This is a genomic window from Streptomyces sp. NBC_01775, from assembly GCF_035917675.1.
Lineage (GTDB): Bacteria > Actinomycetota > Actinomycetes > Streptomycetales > Streptomycetaceae > Streptomyces.
This window is the reverse complement of record NZ_CP109104.1, coordinates 5776125-5789821: the sequence shown is the minus strand read 5'-3', so window position 1 is coordinate 5789821 and position 13697 is coordinate 5776125. Positions and strand designations below refer to the sequence as shown.

Genomic DNA, 13697 nt, shown 5'->3' with positions numbered 1-13697 from the left:
ACCAACTCCCCATCTCTGCACAGGAGTTCGCCGCTGCTGCGTGCATTGGTCCGGTCCCCGAGGTCACGGACTGATCAAGATAGCCGCACGGGCCCGCACAGTGTTGCCAGGTGCCCTGGTCCGGGCGTACAAACTTCCGCACAGACGGTACGGCGCGGATGCCTCCAGGGCAGGTCGCGCCCTGCGCGAATTCCCATGCCGATCGGCTGTGGGGGAAGGGACGGCGGTGACCATGCGTAACTCACGCACGCCACGCACGGCTCTCGCACTCGCCTCCGCGGCAGCCCTGACGCTGGCAGCCGCCGGCTGCGCGGCCGAGGACGAGGGCAGCGCGTGGGCCGATTCGCACAAGCCGACCGTGGACCTGCCCAAGCTCAAGGGCCAAAAGCTCCAGGTCGCGGCCGTGTGGACGGGCGACGAGGAGAAGAACTTCCGCAAGGTGCTCGACGAGTTCGAGCGGCGCACCGGCGCCAAGGTGGAGTTCGTGCCCACGGGCGACAACGTCGCCACCTACATAGGCTCCAAGGTCGAGGGCGGCTCCCCGCCGGATGTGGCGATGATGCCGCAGGTGGGCGTGTTGCGGCAGTTCGCCGAGAAGGGCTGGCTCAAGCCGCTCGGCAAGGAGGCCCTCGCCGAGTCGAAGAAGAACTTCAGCAAGGGCTGGCGGGATCTGGGCTCGTACAAGGGCAAGCAGTACGGCGTCTACTACAAGGCCGCCAACAAGTCCCTGATCTGGTACAACACCACGGCCTTCGACGACGCGGGCGTCAAGGAGGCCAAGACCTGGAAGTCCTTCGTCAAGGACGCGCAGACCCTCTCCGACTCGGGCGTCGACCCGGTGTCGGTCGGCGGCGCCGACGGCTGGACGCTCACCGACTGGTTCGAGAACGTCTATCTCTCGCAGGCGGGCCCGGAGAAGTACGACCAGCTCGCCGAGCACAAGATCAAGTGGACGGACCCCAGCGTCACCCGGGCCCTGGAGACCCTCGGCGAGCTCTTCGGCCAGAGCCATCTGCTGGCGGGCGGCAACCAGGGCGCGCTCCAGACCGACTTCCCCAAGTCGGTGACCCAGGCCTACGGGGACATCGCCTCGCCGGACGCCGCGCTCGTCTTCGAGGCGGACTTCGTCGGCGTCAACATCGAGGGCGACACCAAGGCCCGCATCGGCAAGGACGCGCAGGTCTACCCGTTCCCGAAGGTCGGGGACCAGTCGCCGGTGGTCACGGGCGGCGACGCGGCTGCCGTGCTCAAGCAGGGCAAGGGCGCGCAGGCGCTCGCCACCTTCCTCGCCTCCCAGGACGCGGCCGGTATCTGGGCCGCCGAGGGCGGATACATCTCGCCCAACAAGGAGCTGGATCTGGCCGCCTATCCCAACGCGCCGCAGCGCGAGATCGCCAAGGCGCTGACCGGCGCGGGCAACGACTTCCGCTTCGACATGTCCGACCAGGCCCCCGCCGCGTTCGGCGGCACCAAGGGCGAGGGCGAGTGGAAGGCCCTCCAGGACTTCCTGAAGAACCCCAAGGACGTGAAGGGCACGCAGCAGGCCCTGGAGAAGGCCGCCGCCAAGGCGTACGAGAAGTGAAGCGCGCCGGGACCGCGACAGCGACGTCACCGACGTGACCCGTACGCCTTACGCACCCGCGAAGCCTCTCTGACGGATCAGGACAGGGGAGACCACCGCCATGCCGACCCCGAGCAATCCCCCGGAACCGGGCGGACCGGACGACGCCGCACCACAGCCGGAACACCCGGAACGCCCGGAGCAGCCGGAGCCCGAGAAGACACCCGGCCGTGAGCCGGAACAGCGAGCAGAGCAGAAGGCGGAACAGCGCCGAGCGGACCAACGAGCGGAAGAACGGCAAGCAGAACAGCAGACGGAAGAGCGGGCGGAACGAAAGGCGGAGCGGGACGCCGCCATGACCCAGGCCGCGGCGGGCACCGCCACCCACGAGGGTGAGTCGGCCGCGACCTCCGGGTCGGCCAAGGCACCGGGCGTAGGCGGCACTTCCGCCTCGCCCGCCCCGTCCGCCCCGTCCGGCGCTTCAAGCTCCACCGGCTCCACCGGCTCCACCGGCTCCACCGGCTCCGGCCGGCGCATCTCGGTGATGCGGCGGCGGCCCTGGATCTCGGTGGCGTTCCTGCTTCCCGCGCTGGTGCTGCTCGGCGCGCTGGTGGCCTACCCCATCGTCTACTCGGTCTTCCGCAGCTTCATGAGCGCGGACGGCTCGTCCTTCGCCGGGGTGGACAACTTCCATGAGGTCTTCACCGACGACACCACGCTGACCGCGTTCCGCAACAACCTCATATGGGTCATCGTCGCGCCCGCGCTGTGTACGGCGCTCGGCCTCATCTTCGCGGTGCTGACCGAACGGGTGCGCTGGGGCACGGCGTTCAAGCTGCTGATCTTCATGCCGATGGCCATCTCGATGCTGGCCTCGGGCATCATCTTCCGGCTCGTCTACGAGCAGGACCCGGCCCGCGGCGTCGCCAACGCCATGTGGACCTCCGTGCACGACACGTTCGCCGACACCTCGCCCTGGCCGGACGCGCGCCCCCGCAACGACGCGCCGCTGACCGCCTCGGGCGGCGGCGCCTACACCACCAAGGGCACCGTCGACACCACGAGCCCCGCCTCCCTGCCGCTGGTCGGTATCCCGCCCAAGGAGGCGGCGGACGCCGTGCCCGCCAAGGTGCCCGCCAAGAGCGGGGACGGGAAGGTCACCGGCACCGTCTGGCTCGACTTCGTCAAGGGCGGGCGCAGCGAGCACGGCAAGGTCGACCAGAGCGAGAAGGCGCTCGCCGGCATCAAGGTGCAGGCGGTCAAGGACGGCCACAAGGTCGCCGAGGCGACCACGGCTGAGGACGGCACCTTCACGCTTCCGGCCGCCGCCGACGGCGCCCGGCTCAAGCTGCCCGCCACCAACTTCGCCGCGCCCTACAACGGCGTCGACTGGCTGGGCCCCACGCTGGTGACGCCCGCCATCATCGGCTCCTACATCTGGATGTGGGCGGGCTTCGCGATGGTGCTGATAGCGGCCGGACTCGCCGGGGTGCCCCGCGAACTGCTGGAGCAGGCGCGGGTGGACGGCGCGAACGAGTGGAAGGTCTTCCGGAAGATAACGGTGCCGTTGCTGGCCCCGGTACTCGGTGTCGTGACCGTCACCCTCATGATCAACGTGCTCAAGATCTTCGACCTCGTCTACATCATCTCGCCAGGGGCCTCCCAACGGGACGCCAACGTCCTGGCACTCCAGCTCTATCTGAAGTCCTTCGGAGGCGGCGCCAACCAGGGTGTGGGCAGCGCGCTCGCGGTGATCCTGCTGCTGCTGGTGGTGCCTGTGATGGTTCTCAATATCCGCCGCCTTCGGAGGGAGTCGCGCCGATGACCACGGTGACCGCGAAGGGCGGCTCTTCCGAGACACCCGCCCCGGCCCCGGCTTCGGCCGGCGCCCGGCCCAAGACCCCGCTCGCCGCCCGGGTGGCCTCGGCCACCGGGCACTGGGCGGTACGGTTCGCACTCGTCGTCATCGGCCTGTTCTGGCTGATGCCGACGGCCGGGCTGCTCAGCTCCTCGCTGCGCGACCCGGCGGAGATCTCCATATCCGGCTGGTGGAAGATCTTCGACTTCAACGGCAGCTTCCCGTGGATCATCGACAGCGGGCAGCTGACCTGGTCCAACTACGACGCGCTGTTCGCCAACGAGCAGGTGATGGACTCCCTGCTCACCACGGTCCTGATCACCGTCCCGGCCACCGCGCTGGTCGTGATCTTCGGCGCGCTGGCGGGTTACGCCTTCGCGTGGATGGACTTCCCCGGCCGCGACTGGTGGTTCATGGGAGTCGTCGGGCTGCTGGTGGTGCCCGTACAGGTGGCGCTGATCCCGGTGGCCAAGCTGTTCGGCACGCTGGGCCTCTTCGAGACGACGCCGGGTGTGATCCTCTTCCACACCGCCTTCGGCCTGCCCTTCGCCATCTTCCTGCTGCGCAACTTCTTCGCGGAGATCCCCCGCGAACTGCTGGAGGCCGCGCGGCTGGACGGGGCGGGAGAGATCCGGCTGTTCACCCGGGTGATCCTGCCGCTGGGCGGGCCGGCCATCGCCTCGCTGGGCATCTTCCAGTTCCTGTGGGTGTGGAACGACATGCTGGTCGCGCTGATCTTCGCCGACTCCACGAACCCGCCGGTCACGGTCGCCCTCCAGCAGCAGGTACGGCAGTTCGGCAACAACATCGACGTGCTGGCGCCCGGCGCCTTCATCTCGATGCTCGTCCCGCTGGCGGTCTTCTTCGCCTTCCAGAAGCAGTTCGTCTCCGGCGTGATGGCCGGCGCGGTGAAGTAGCCCCTCAGAGGTGAAGCGGCCCTCAAGGGCGAAGCGGCCCTTGAGGGGACGCGAAGCCTCTCAGGGCGCGGGGGTGCGGGTGGCGCGGAAGACCAGGGTGCGGGTCCCCCAGAACCGCACCGCGGTCGCCAGCACCATCCCCACCCCCGCGCCCGCCACCAGATCGGCGCGCACCGAGGTGCAGCCGAGGCCGTAGCGGGAGGTCCACAGGCACGCCAACTGCACCGCCGCGCCCGCCACGTTGACCAGCACGAAGATCCCGAAGCGCCGCCATCGGCCCGCCCCGACGCGCCCCCGCAGCCGGTAGGGGCCCAGCGCGTTCCCCGCATAGGCGACCGAGCAGCCCGCGACGAACGAAACCGCCTTGGCCAGCAGCGGGTCGAGCCCGACGGGGCCGCGCAGCCACAGGAATGCACCCACGTCGGCGGCGAAGGCGAAGACGCCGACGGTCGCGAACCCGCCCAGCTCGGCCCCGAAGGAGCGGGCCCGCGCGGGCAGTCGGGGAGCACCGGTCACACGCCGCTCACAGCCCCGCGACCGACAGCCCGTACAGCAGACCCCAGCACAGGCCCGTGACGCCCAGCGGACGGTCGCGCAGCAGCACGTCCTCGGGGGAGCCGGCCGCGCCACGGTCGGCGAAGACGGCGTACCGCAGCACCGCCAGGATCAGCGGCACCATCGACAGCTGCCGCCACAGCGAGGACCCTCCCCCGTCGGACTCCAGCGCCCACAGGCAGTAGGCCAGCACGGCGGCACCGGCGGCGAGCTGCCACACGAAGCGCAGATAGCCGACGGTGTACTCCCGCAGCAGCGCCCTGGTCTCCCCCTCGCCCTCGCCGACCAGCAGCGCCTCCGAGTAGCGCTTGGCGGCGACCATGAACAGCGCCCCGAACCCGGCCGTGATCAGGAACCAGCGCGACAGCGGAATGCCCAGCGCGAGCCCGCCGCACATCGCGCGCATCACGAACCCGGCGGTCACCACGGCCAGATCGACGACCAGGATCCGCTTGAGCAGCAGACAGTAGGCGACCTGCATGGCCACATAGCCGGCCAGCAGCGCCGCGGTCGCCGTGTTGCACAGCAGCGCCGCCGACGCGGCCGAGGCCGGCGCGAGCACGCCGCCCGCCGCGTACGCCAGCCCCACCGGCACGGTCCCGGCGGCGACGGGGCGGCGGCACTTGTCAGGGTGCGCCCGGTCGGCCTCGGCGTCCCGCGCGTCGTTGAGGAGGTAGACGGCCGAGGCCGCCGCGGTGAACAGGGCGAAGACCAGCGCGAGCCGGGCCGCCGTGGCGACCGAGGCGAGCTGTCCTGCGGCGGCGGGCGCGGCGACGACCAGGAGGTTCTTGATCCACTGCCGGGGCCGCGCGGTCAGCAGCAGCCCGTACACGCACCCGGCGAAGCCCCCCGGCCCGGCCTCCGGGGCAGGGGAGGACAGAGCCGGGGCGCCAAGGTCGGGCCCGGCCGGCTCCTCGCCGCCCCGCGCGTGGACCAGCGTGGTCCGCTCAGCCATGGCGCCCCCGTCCCAGCCGTACGGTCAGCGCGCCCAGCGCGGCTCCGGCGAGCACGTCCGAGGGGTAGTGGACGCCGACGACCAGCCGGGAGAGGCAGGTCAGCGTCGCCAGCGAGCCGATACCGACGGCCACCGAGGTCCGGGGCCGCAGTCCGCCGAGCGCGAGCGCGGCGGCGCCGGCCGAGGCCGCGTGGGAGCTGGGGAAGGAGTGCTGACCCCAGGTCCGCACGAGCGGGGCGCGGCCGTCCAGAACGGGGCGCGGGCGGCGCACGACCCGCTTGATCCCCATGCTGGCCAGGTGCGCGGCGCCCACGAGCGCCGTGCCCCGCAGCCAGCGCTCCCGCTGCGTACGGTCTGTGGCGGCACCGGCGAGCCCGGTCAGGAGCCAGACGGCGGCGTGCTCTCCGCTCCAGGACAGCGCGCGTGCCGCACCGGCCACCCGTGCGTCCGCCGCGCAGTCGCCCAGGGCGCACAGCAGCCGCCGTTCCCACCGTCGCATCGCTCTCGCAGCCACATCCCGACTCTCACCGGACCGCCCCCGCCGCCGCGTGACCATACGATCCGACACTCCGCCTTTCACTCTTTCAGCGACATACGCGGCGCAGCCTCCAGATACTCGCATTCAGGGGCGATACGGTCGCCTCCATGCCCGTTCAGCCTCCGCTGCCCGCGCAGCCCCCGCCGCCCCTCCGCCCCGCACGGCTCCTCACCGGCTGGGGCAGGACAGCCCCCACCGGCGCGACGGTCTCGCACCCCCGCACCGTGGAGGAGGCCGTGGCGGTCGTGCGCGGGTGCGGGGCGCGCGGCAGCATCGCGCGCGGCCTGGGCAGGGCGTACGGCGACGCGGCGCAGAACGCGGGCGGCACCGTCCTGGACACCACGGGCCTGGACCGGGTGCGCGAGATCGACGCCCGCGCCGGATCGGTGACCTGCGAGGCGGGGGTCAGCCTGCACCGGCTGATGGAGGTGCTGCTGCCGCTGGGCTGGTTCGTGCCGGTCACCCCCGGGACCCGCTATGTGACGGTGGGCGGGGCGATCGGCGCGGACATCCACGGCAAGAACCACCACGTCTCCGGCTCCTTCACCCGGCACGTGCGCGCCATGGAGCTGCTGACGGCCGACGGCGAGGTGCGGGTCCTCACCCCCGGCACAGACCTGTTCGACGCGACCTCGGGCGGCATGGGCCTGACAGGGGTCGTGCTGAGCGCGACGCTCCAGCTGCTTCCGGTGGAGACGTCGCTGATGACCGTGGACACCGAACGGCTGCCCGACCTCGACTCGCTGCTGGCCACGCTCGCCGCCACCGACCACCGCTACCGCTACTCGGTGGCCTGGGTCGACCTGCTGGCGCGCGGCACGGCGACCGGGCGCGCCGTCCTCACCCGGGGGGACCACGCCCCGCTGGAGGCGCTGCCCCCGCGGCTGCGTACCGCGCCGCTCGCCTTCCGCCCCGGGCGGCTGCCATCCGCGCCGCGCGCGCTGCCCAGCGGGCTGCTGCGCGGCAGCACCGTCGGCGTGTTCAACAAGCTCTGGTACCACAAGGCGCCCCGCAGGCGGCGGGGCGAGGTGCAGAAGCTGGCCTCCTTCTTCCACCCGCTGGACGGGCTGCCGCACTGGAACCGGGTCTACGGCAGCGCGGGCTTCGTGCAGTGGCAGTGCGTGGTGGGCCACGAGCACGACGACGCGCTGCGCCGCATCGTGCGGCTCATCTCGCGGCGCTCGTGCCCCAGCTTCCTCGCCGTCCTCAAACGGTTCGGCGCGGGCGACCCCGGCTGGCTGTCCTTCCCCGCCGAGGGCTGGACGCTGGCGCTGGACATCCCCGCCGGGCTGCCGGGGCTCGCGGAGTTCCTCGACCAGCTGGACGGCGAGGTCGCCGAGGCGGGCGGCCGGCTGTACCTCGCCAAGGACGCGCGGATGCGACCCGAACTGCTGTCCGCGATGTATCCGAGGCTGGCCGACTTCCGCGCGCTGCGCGCCGAGCTGGACCCGCGCGGGGTCTTCACCTCGGACCTGGCCCGCCGGCTGGGCCTGTGACGGCCCGCCCGGTGACGGACGGCCCCGTGACGGCCCGCCCTGTAACGGACGGCCCGGTGACCGTGGCCCGGCGGCCGTGGGCCGCGCCTTCCCGTAAGACCGCCAGGATCCCCCTTCCGTTCGAGGAGCCCCGTATGAAGGACGCCTTCGGCACCCCGCAGTCCCTGCTCGTTCTCGGCGGCACCTCCGAGATCGCGCTCGCCACAGCGCGCCGCTTCATGGCCCGTCGCGCCCGCACCGTCTGGCTGGCCGGGCGGCCCGGACCCGGGCTGGACGCGGCGGCGGCCGGGCTGCGCGAGGAGGCGGCGGCGCACGGCATCGAGGTGAGCGTCCGCACCGCGCCCTTCGACGCGCTCGCACCCGAGACGCACGAGGAGGTGCTCGGCAAGGTCTTCGCCGAGGGCGACATCGACCTCGTCCTCCTCGCCTTCGGCGTGCTGGGCGACCAGCGGCACGACGAACAGCACCCCCTGTCGGCCGTGCGGGTCACCCGGACGAACTACACCGGCGCGGTCTCCGCCGGCCTGGTGTGCGCCAACGCCCTGCGTACCCAGGGCCATGGCTCGCTGGTGGTCCTCTCCTCGGTCGCCGCCGAGCGCGCCCGCCGCGCCAACTTCGTCTACGGCTCCAGCAAGGCCGGTCTGGACGCCTTCGCGCAGGGGCTCGGCGACGCGCTGCACGGCTCGGGCGTCCACGTGATGGTGGTCAGGCCCGGCTTCGTCCGCACCCGGATGACGGCGGGTCTGCGCCCCGCGCCGTTCGCCACCACGCCGGGCGCCGTCGCCGAGGCGATCGCCCACGGGGTGCGCCGCAGGGCGCGGACGGTGTGGGTGCCGGGCGTTCTGGGCCCGGTGATGACGGCGCTGCGCCATCTGCCCCGTCCGCTCTTCAGGAGGCTGCCGGGCTGAGCGGGCCGGCACCCGGGGCGGCACCCGGGGCGGCACCCGGGCGAGACGGGCACGGATGTGCCGACGCGACACTTGTGGGATAAATCGGATTAATCGTCCGTGGTCTCCTGACCTGTCACGTCGACCCCGTGGATCTGCCGTGCCTCTTCTCAGCGTGATCGTCCCCGTCCACAAGGTGCAGGCGTATGTGCACGAGTGCCTGGACTCCGTCCTGACCCAGTCCTTCACCGACTTCGAACTGATAGCCGTCGACGACCACTCCCCCGACGGCTGCGGCGCGATACTGGACGCCTACGCCGAGGCCGACCCGCGCGTGAGCGTCATCCATCTGGCGCAGAACGGGGGCATGGGCCCGGCACGCAACGCCGGCACCCGCCGGGCCCGCGGGGACTACGTCCTCTACCTCGACAGCGACGACACCCTCACGCCCGGCGCCCTGCGCGCCGTCGCCGACCGGCTGGCCGCCACCGGCGACCCCGACGTGCTGGTGTTCGACTTCGCCCGCACCTACTGGGACGGCACCACCGTCCGCGACACCCGCGCCGACCTGCTCGACCAGGCCATCGGCCAGGAATCGGCGCCCGCCGTCGCCACCCTGGCCGAGCGCCCCGGGCTGCTGCGGCTGATGGCCGTCGCCTGGAACAAGGCGTACCGCCGCGACTTCCTCCAGCGCGAGGGGCTCAGCTTCCCCCCGGGCTGCTACGAGGACACCCCCTGGACCTTCCCCGCGTTGCTGACCGCGCGCGGCATAGCCACCCTCGACCGGGTGTGCGTGCACTACCGGCAGCGGCGCACGGGCAGCATCCTGTCGACCACCGGCCGGGGGCACTTCGACGTCTTCGCGCAGTACGACCGGCTGTTCGCCTTCCTGGACCGGCGCCCCGAACTGGAGCGCTGGCGGCCCGAGCTGTACCGGCGGATGGCCGACCACTTCGCCGTCATCCACAGCAGCGGCGGGCGGCTGCCGCGTTCGGCCCGCGCGGAGTTCCTGCGGCGCGGCCGTCAGCACTGCCGCCGCTACCGACCCGCCTCCTCCGAGGCCTTCCTCCGCCAGCCGCTCCGGCTGCGGCTGCGGCGGCTGCTGGTGCGGCTGGGCAGCCACCGCACCTTCCGGCTGCTCTCCCACGCCAGCAGGCTGCGTACGGCGGTCCGCACCCGGCTGCGCGGCCTGCGCGCGCTCGCCCGCAAGGCGGTGCTGCGCGCCCACTACGCGCTCCAGCGCCGCCGCCCACTGGACCCGGGCCTCGCCGTCTTCGGCGCCTACTGGAACCGCGGCTACGCCTGCAACCCCGCCGCGATCGAGGCCACCGTCCGCGAGCTGGCCCCGCACCTGCGCACGGCCTGGATCTGTATGCCCGAACACGCCCACACCCTGCCGCCCGGCGTGCTGCGGCTGCACCCGGGCTCGGCCGCGTACTGGAGCGCGCTCGCCCGCGCCCGCTTCCTCGTCAGCAACGTCAACCTCCCCCACACCTACCGCAAACGCCCTGGCCAGACCCATCTCCAGACCCACCACGGCACCCCGCTCAAGCACATGGGCCTGGACCTGCGGCCCTACCCGGCGAGCGCGGCGGGCATGGACTTCGGCAAGCTCCTGGAGCGCGTCGACCGCTGGGACTTCAGCCTCTCGGCCAACCCGCACTCCTCGGCGGTGTGGGAGCGCGCCTATCCGGCGCCGTACACGACGCTGGAGTTCGGCTATCCCCGCAACGACGTCTTCCACACCGCCACGGCCGACGACGTGACGCGAATACGCGCCGAACTGGGGATACCCGAGGGTGTCACCGCCGTGCTGTACGCGCCCACGCACCGCGACTACCACGACGGCTGGCACCCGCCCCTGGACCTCGCCCGGCTGGCCACCACGCTCGGCCCCGGCTTCGCCCTGCTGGTGCGCCCGCACTATTTCCATGACGGACAGCACAGTCACGGCGGACAGCACAGTCACGACGGGCAGCCGCAGCCACTGCCCGAGAGCGTGCTGGACGTCTCGGCGCACCCCTCGGTCGAGGAGCTGTGCCTGGCCTCGGACGTGCTGGTCACCGACTTCTCCTCCCTGATGTTCGACTACGCCAACCTCGACCGGCCCCTCGTGCTGCACATCCCCGACCGGGAGGCGTACCGGGCCGCGCGCGGCACCTACTTCGATGTGACGGCAGCGCCGCCGGGTCTCGTGGCGTACGGCGAGGACGAGCTGACCGACATCCTGGCCACCGGCGCCCACGACGCCCCCCACGCACGCGAGCTGCGGGCCGCCTTCCGCGCCCGCTTCTGCCCCTACGACGACGGGCGCGCCGCCGAGCGCGTGGTGCGGCACGTCTTCCTGGGCGAGCCGCTCGCCGCGCTGCCGCCCGTGCTCCCGCCCGCCGAGCGGCGTCCCGCGCCCTCGCCCGCCGCCTGTCGCCGCGCGGCCACCGGGCCGGCGGGCGCGCACACCCGCAGGCCGCCGGAGCCGGAGCCGCCCTCCGCCCATCCCGTACCCGCGAGCTGAGATCCGTCCCCACGCCCTCGCCACGAAGGCCCTCACCACGAAGGACTGGTGTTCATGCCCCGCTTCAGCGTCGTCGTCCCCGTCTTCAAGGTCCAGGGATTCGTGCGCGAGTGCCTGGACTCGGTGCTCTCCCAGTCGTTCACGGATCTGGAGGTCATAGGCGTCGACGACCACTCCCCCGACGGCAGCGGCCGGATCCTGGACGAGTACGCGGCCCGCGACGAGCGGGTCCGCGTGCTGCACCTGCCCGTCAACGGCGGGCTCGGGCGGGCCCGCAACACGGGGGTGGAGCTGGCGCGCGGCGACTATCTGCTCTTCCTGGACAGCGACGACAGCTACCTGCCCGGCGCGCTGGCCGCCATCGACCGGCAGCTGCGCGCCTGCGGCGATCCGGACCTGCTGGTCTTCGACCACCAGCGCTCCTACTGGTGGGGCAAGGTCGAGCCCAGCGTGTTCGGCGAACAGCTGGCGGGGCCCGGAGCCCAGACCTCCACGGTGGCCGACCACCCCGAGCTGCTCACGCTCTTCCACGTCGCCTGGAACAAGGCGTACCGCCGCGCGTTCTACCTGCGCGAGGGCTTCAGCTTCGAGCCGGGTCTGTACGAGGACGCGCCGCTGTCCAACGAGGCGATGGTGTGCGCGCGCTCCATCGGCTGCCTCTCCCGCGTCTGCGTCGACTACCGCCAGCGCTACCAGGGGGCGATCACCCGCTCCCCCGGCCGCAAGCACTTCGACATCTTCCCGCAGTACTCCTCCCTGTTCGCCTTCGTGGCCCGCCGCCCCGCGCTGGAGGCCTACCGCAAGGTGCTCTTCGAGCGGATGGTGTCGCACTACCTGTTCTGCGTCCGGCGCCGCGACCGGGTCCGGCCCGCCGACCGGCGCGCCTACTTCCGGCAGGCGGCCCGCCACTACCGCGCCCACCGGCCGCCCGGCTTCCGCCCGCCGCGCCGCGCGGCCCGCGACTTCGGGCTGCTGGCCCGGCGCTCCTACACGCTGTTCGCCTCCCGCGAGCTGGTGCGCCGCACGGCGGGCGCGACGCGGCGGCGGACGCGGCGGGCGCGCGGCACGGTGGGCAAGGTGGGCTACCGCGGCTACTACGCGCTCCAGCGCAGGCTGCCGCTGCGCGAGGACCTGGCCGTCTACTCCGCGTACTGGCACCGGGGGGTGGCCTGCAATCCGGCCGCGATCGAGGCCAAGGCGCGCGAGCTGGCCCCGCACCTGAAGGCGGTGTGGATCGTGCGGCGCGGCGCGGTCGCCTCGCTGCCGCCGGGCACCGACCACGTCGTCCCGCACTCGCCCCGGTACTGGCAGGTGCTGGCCCGCGCGAAGTTCTTCGTCAACAACGTCAACTTCCACGACCACGTGGTCAAACGGCCCGGCCAGCGGCACGTCATGACGCACCACGGCACCCCGCTCAAGACCATGGGCCTGGACCAGCAGCCGTACCCGGCGGCGGCCCGGATGAGCTTCCGCAAGCTGCTGCGGCGCGCGAGCCGCTGGGACGTCAGCGTCACCTCCAACCCGCACTCGGCGGAGGTATGGGACCGCGTCTTCCCCTGTTCGTACGAGGATCTGCCGGCCGGGTACCCGCGCAACGACCGCTTCGCGACGGCCACCTCGGAGGAGATCGCCGCCGTACGCGACCGTCTGGGCATCCCGCCGGGCCGCGTCGCGCTGCTGTACGCGCCGACGATGCGCGACTACCGCAAGGACTATGTGCCCTGCCTCGACCTGGAGCGGCTGAGCGCGGAGCTGGGCGAGGAGTACGTGCTGCTGGTGCGCACCCACTACTTCTACGGCAGGGACACCGGGCTGCGGGAGCTGCACGCGCGGGGGCTGGTGCGCGACGTGTCGCGGCACCCCTCGATGGAGGACCTGTGCCTGGCGGCGGACGCGCTGATCACCGACTACTCGTCCGTGATGTTCGACTACGCCAACCTCGACCGGCCGATCGTCATCCACGCCCCGGACTGGGACAGCTACCGCGACTCGCGCGGCGTCTACTTCGACCTGCTCTCCGGCCGCCCCGGCGAGACCCCGGGCCCGGTCACCCGCACCGAGGAGGAGCTGACGGCCGTCTTCCGGGACGGCACCTGGCGCGATGCCGGGTCCCGGGCGCTGCGCGCCGCGTTCCGCGAGCGGTTTTGCGCGTACGACGACGGGCGGGCGGCCGAAAGGGTGGTGCGGCGGGTGCTGCTGGACGAGCCCGCCGAGGCGCTCCCGCCCGTGGTGCCACTGGCAGAGCGGCGCCCGGCCCCGGCGCCGGACGCCTCCGCGCAGGACGCCTCCACGCCGGAGACCGCTCCGGAGACCGTCGTCATCGACGACCCGCACACCACACCCGGTGAGACGTCGGCGCCCGAACCGCTCAACTGACCGGCCGACGACAGGCATCAGCCGATCGGCCGGGGCAGTTCA

The 13697-nt window shown here is 72.6% G+C and carries 10 protein-coding genes; 7 read left to right on the top strand and 3 right to left on the bottom strand.

Features of this window, described 5'->3' with window-relative positions:
- The first annotated feature begins 232 nt into the window (after positions 1-232).
- From OHB04_RS25780 to OHB04_RS25770, 3 genes are all read left to right on the top strand, one after another.
- Positions 233-1582 (top strand): ABC transporter substrate-binding protein, encoded by a 1350-nt coding sequence (locus tag OHB04_RS25780; RefSeq protein ID WP_326690025.1) that lies wholly within the window; start codon positions 233-235, stop codon positions 1580-1582.
- Between the two features lie 334 nt (positions 1583-1916).
- Positions 1917-3386, top strand: coding sequence for a carbohydrate ABC transporter permease (locus OHB04_RS25775; protein ID WP_442815108.1), 1470 nt, complete (start codon positions 1917-1919; stop codon positions 3384-3386).
- Positions 3383-4336: a carbohydrate ABC transporter permease gene (locus OHB04_RS25770; protein WP_326690024.1), complete on the top strand. Its 954-nt coding sequence runs from the start codon at positions 3383-3385 to the stop codon at positions 4334-4336. Before OHB04_RS25775 ends, OHB04_RS25770 begins: the two co-directional genes overlap by 4 nt.
- A gap of 60 nt (positions 4337-4396) precedes the next feature.
- Here the strand turns inward: OHB04_RS25770 and OHB04_RS25765 are convergent, their stop codons facing one another.
- From OHB04_RS25765 to OHB04_RS25755, 3 genes are read right to left on the bottom strand one after another with little or no spacing between them, the layout of a single operon-like run.
- On the bottom strand, positions 4397-4852 hold the full coding sequence (locus OHB04_RS25765) for a GtrA family protein (protein ID WP_326808413.1): 456 nt from the start codon (positions 4850-4852) through the stop codon (positions 4397-4399).
- Positions 4853-4859: 7 nt separating this feature from the next.
- On the bottom strand, positions 4860-5846 hold the full coding sequence (locus OHB04_RS25760) for a decaprenyl-phosphate phosphoribosyltransferase (RefSeq protein ID WP_326690022.1): 987 nt from the start codon (positions 5844-5846) through the stop codon (positions 4860-4862).
- The gene (locus tag OHB04_RS25755; protein WP_326692902.1) at positions 5839-6345 is read right to left on the bottom strand and encodes a phosphatase PAP2 family protein; all 507 of its coding nucleotides are present in this window, start codon (positions 6343-6345) and stop codon (positions 5839-5841) included. The genes OHB04_RS25760 and OHB04_RS25755 overlap by 8 nt, the downstream gene beginning before the upstream one ends.
- Before the next feature lie 146 nt (positions 6346-6491).
- Between OHB04_RS25755 and OHB04_RS25750 the strand changes: the two genes are divergently transcribed.
- From OHB04_RS25750 to OHB04_RS25735, 4 genes are all read left to right on the top strand, one after another.
- The gene (locus OHB04_RS25750) at positions 6492-7880 is read left to right on the top strand and encodes an FAD-binding oxidoreductase (RefSeq protein WP_326690021.1); all 1389 of its coding nucleotides are present in this window, start codon (positions 6492-6494) and stop codon (positions 7878-7880) included.
- A gap of 134 nt (positions 7881-8014) precedes the next feature.
- Complete coding sequence (locus OHB04_RS25745; RefSeq protein WP_326690020.1) at positions 8015-8788, top strand: decaprenylphospho-beta-D-erythro-pentofuranosid-2-ulose 2-reductase; 774 nt, start codon at positions 8015-8017, stop codon at positions 8786-8788.
- Positions 8789-8927: 139 nt separating this feature from the next.
- Positions 8928-11279: a bifunctional glycosyltransferase/CDP-glycerol:glycerophosphate glycerophosphotransferase gene (locus OHB04_RS25740; RefSeq protein ID WP_326808412.1), complete on the top strand. Its 2352-nt coding sequence runs from the start codon at positions 8928-8930 to the stop codon at positions 11277-11279.
- Between the two features lie 54 nt (positions 11280-11333).
- Positions 11334-13655, top strand: a complete 2322-nt coding sequence (locus tag OHB04_RS25735) for a bifunctional glycosyltransferase/CDP-glycerol:glycerophosphate glycerophosphotransferase (RefSeq protein WP_326808411.1) — start codon at positions 11334-11336, stop codon at positions 13653-13655.
- The last annotated feature ends 42 nt before the right edge of the window (positions 13656-13697 follow it).

Bases quoted from the DNA above. Each gene is read 5' to 3' on its own strand.
- OHB04_RS25770 (WP_326690024.1), top strand. From the start codon at position 3,383: ATGACCACGGTGACCGCGAAGGGCGGCTCTTCCGAGACACCCGCCCCG.
- OHB04_RS25780 (WP_326690025.1), top strand. From the start codon at position 233: ATGCGTAACTCACGCACGCCACGCACGGCTCTCGCACTCGCCTCCGCG.
- OHB04_RS25760 (WP_326690022.1), bottom strand. From the start codon at position 5,846: ATGGCTGAGCGGACCACGCTGGTCCACGCGCGGGGCGGCGAGGAGCCG.
- OHB04_RS25735 (WP_326808411.1), top strand. From the start codon at position 11,334: ATGCCCCGCTTCAGCGTCGTCGTCCCCGTCTTCAAGGTCCAGGGATTC.
- OHB04_RS25750 (WP_326690021.1), top strand. From the start codon at position 6,492: ATGCCCGTTCAGCCTCCGCTGCCCGCGCAGCCCCCGCCGCCCCTCCGC.
- OHB04_RS25775 (WP_442815108.1), top strand. From the start codon at position 1,917: ATGACCCAGGCCGCGGCGGGCACCGCCACCCACGAGGGTGAGTCGGCC.
- OHB04_RS25745 (WP_326690020.1), top strand. From the start codon at position 8,015: ATGAAGGACGCCTTCGGCACCCCGCAGTCCCTGCTCGTTCTCGGCGGC.
- OHB04_RS25755 (WP_326692902.1), bottom strand. From the start codon at position 6,345: ATGCGACGGTGGGAACGGCGGCTGCTGTGCGCCCTGGGCGACTGCGCG.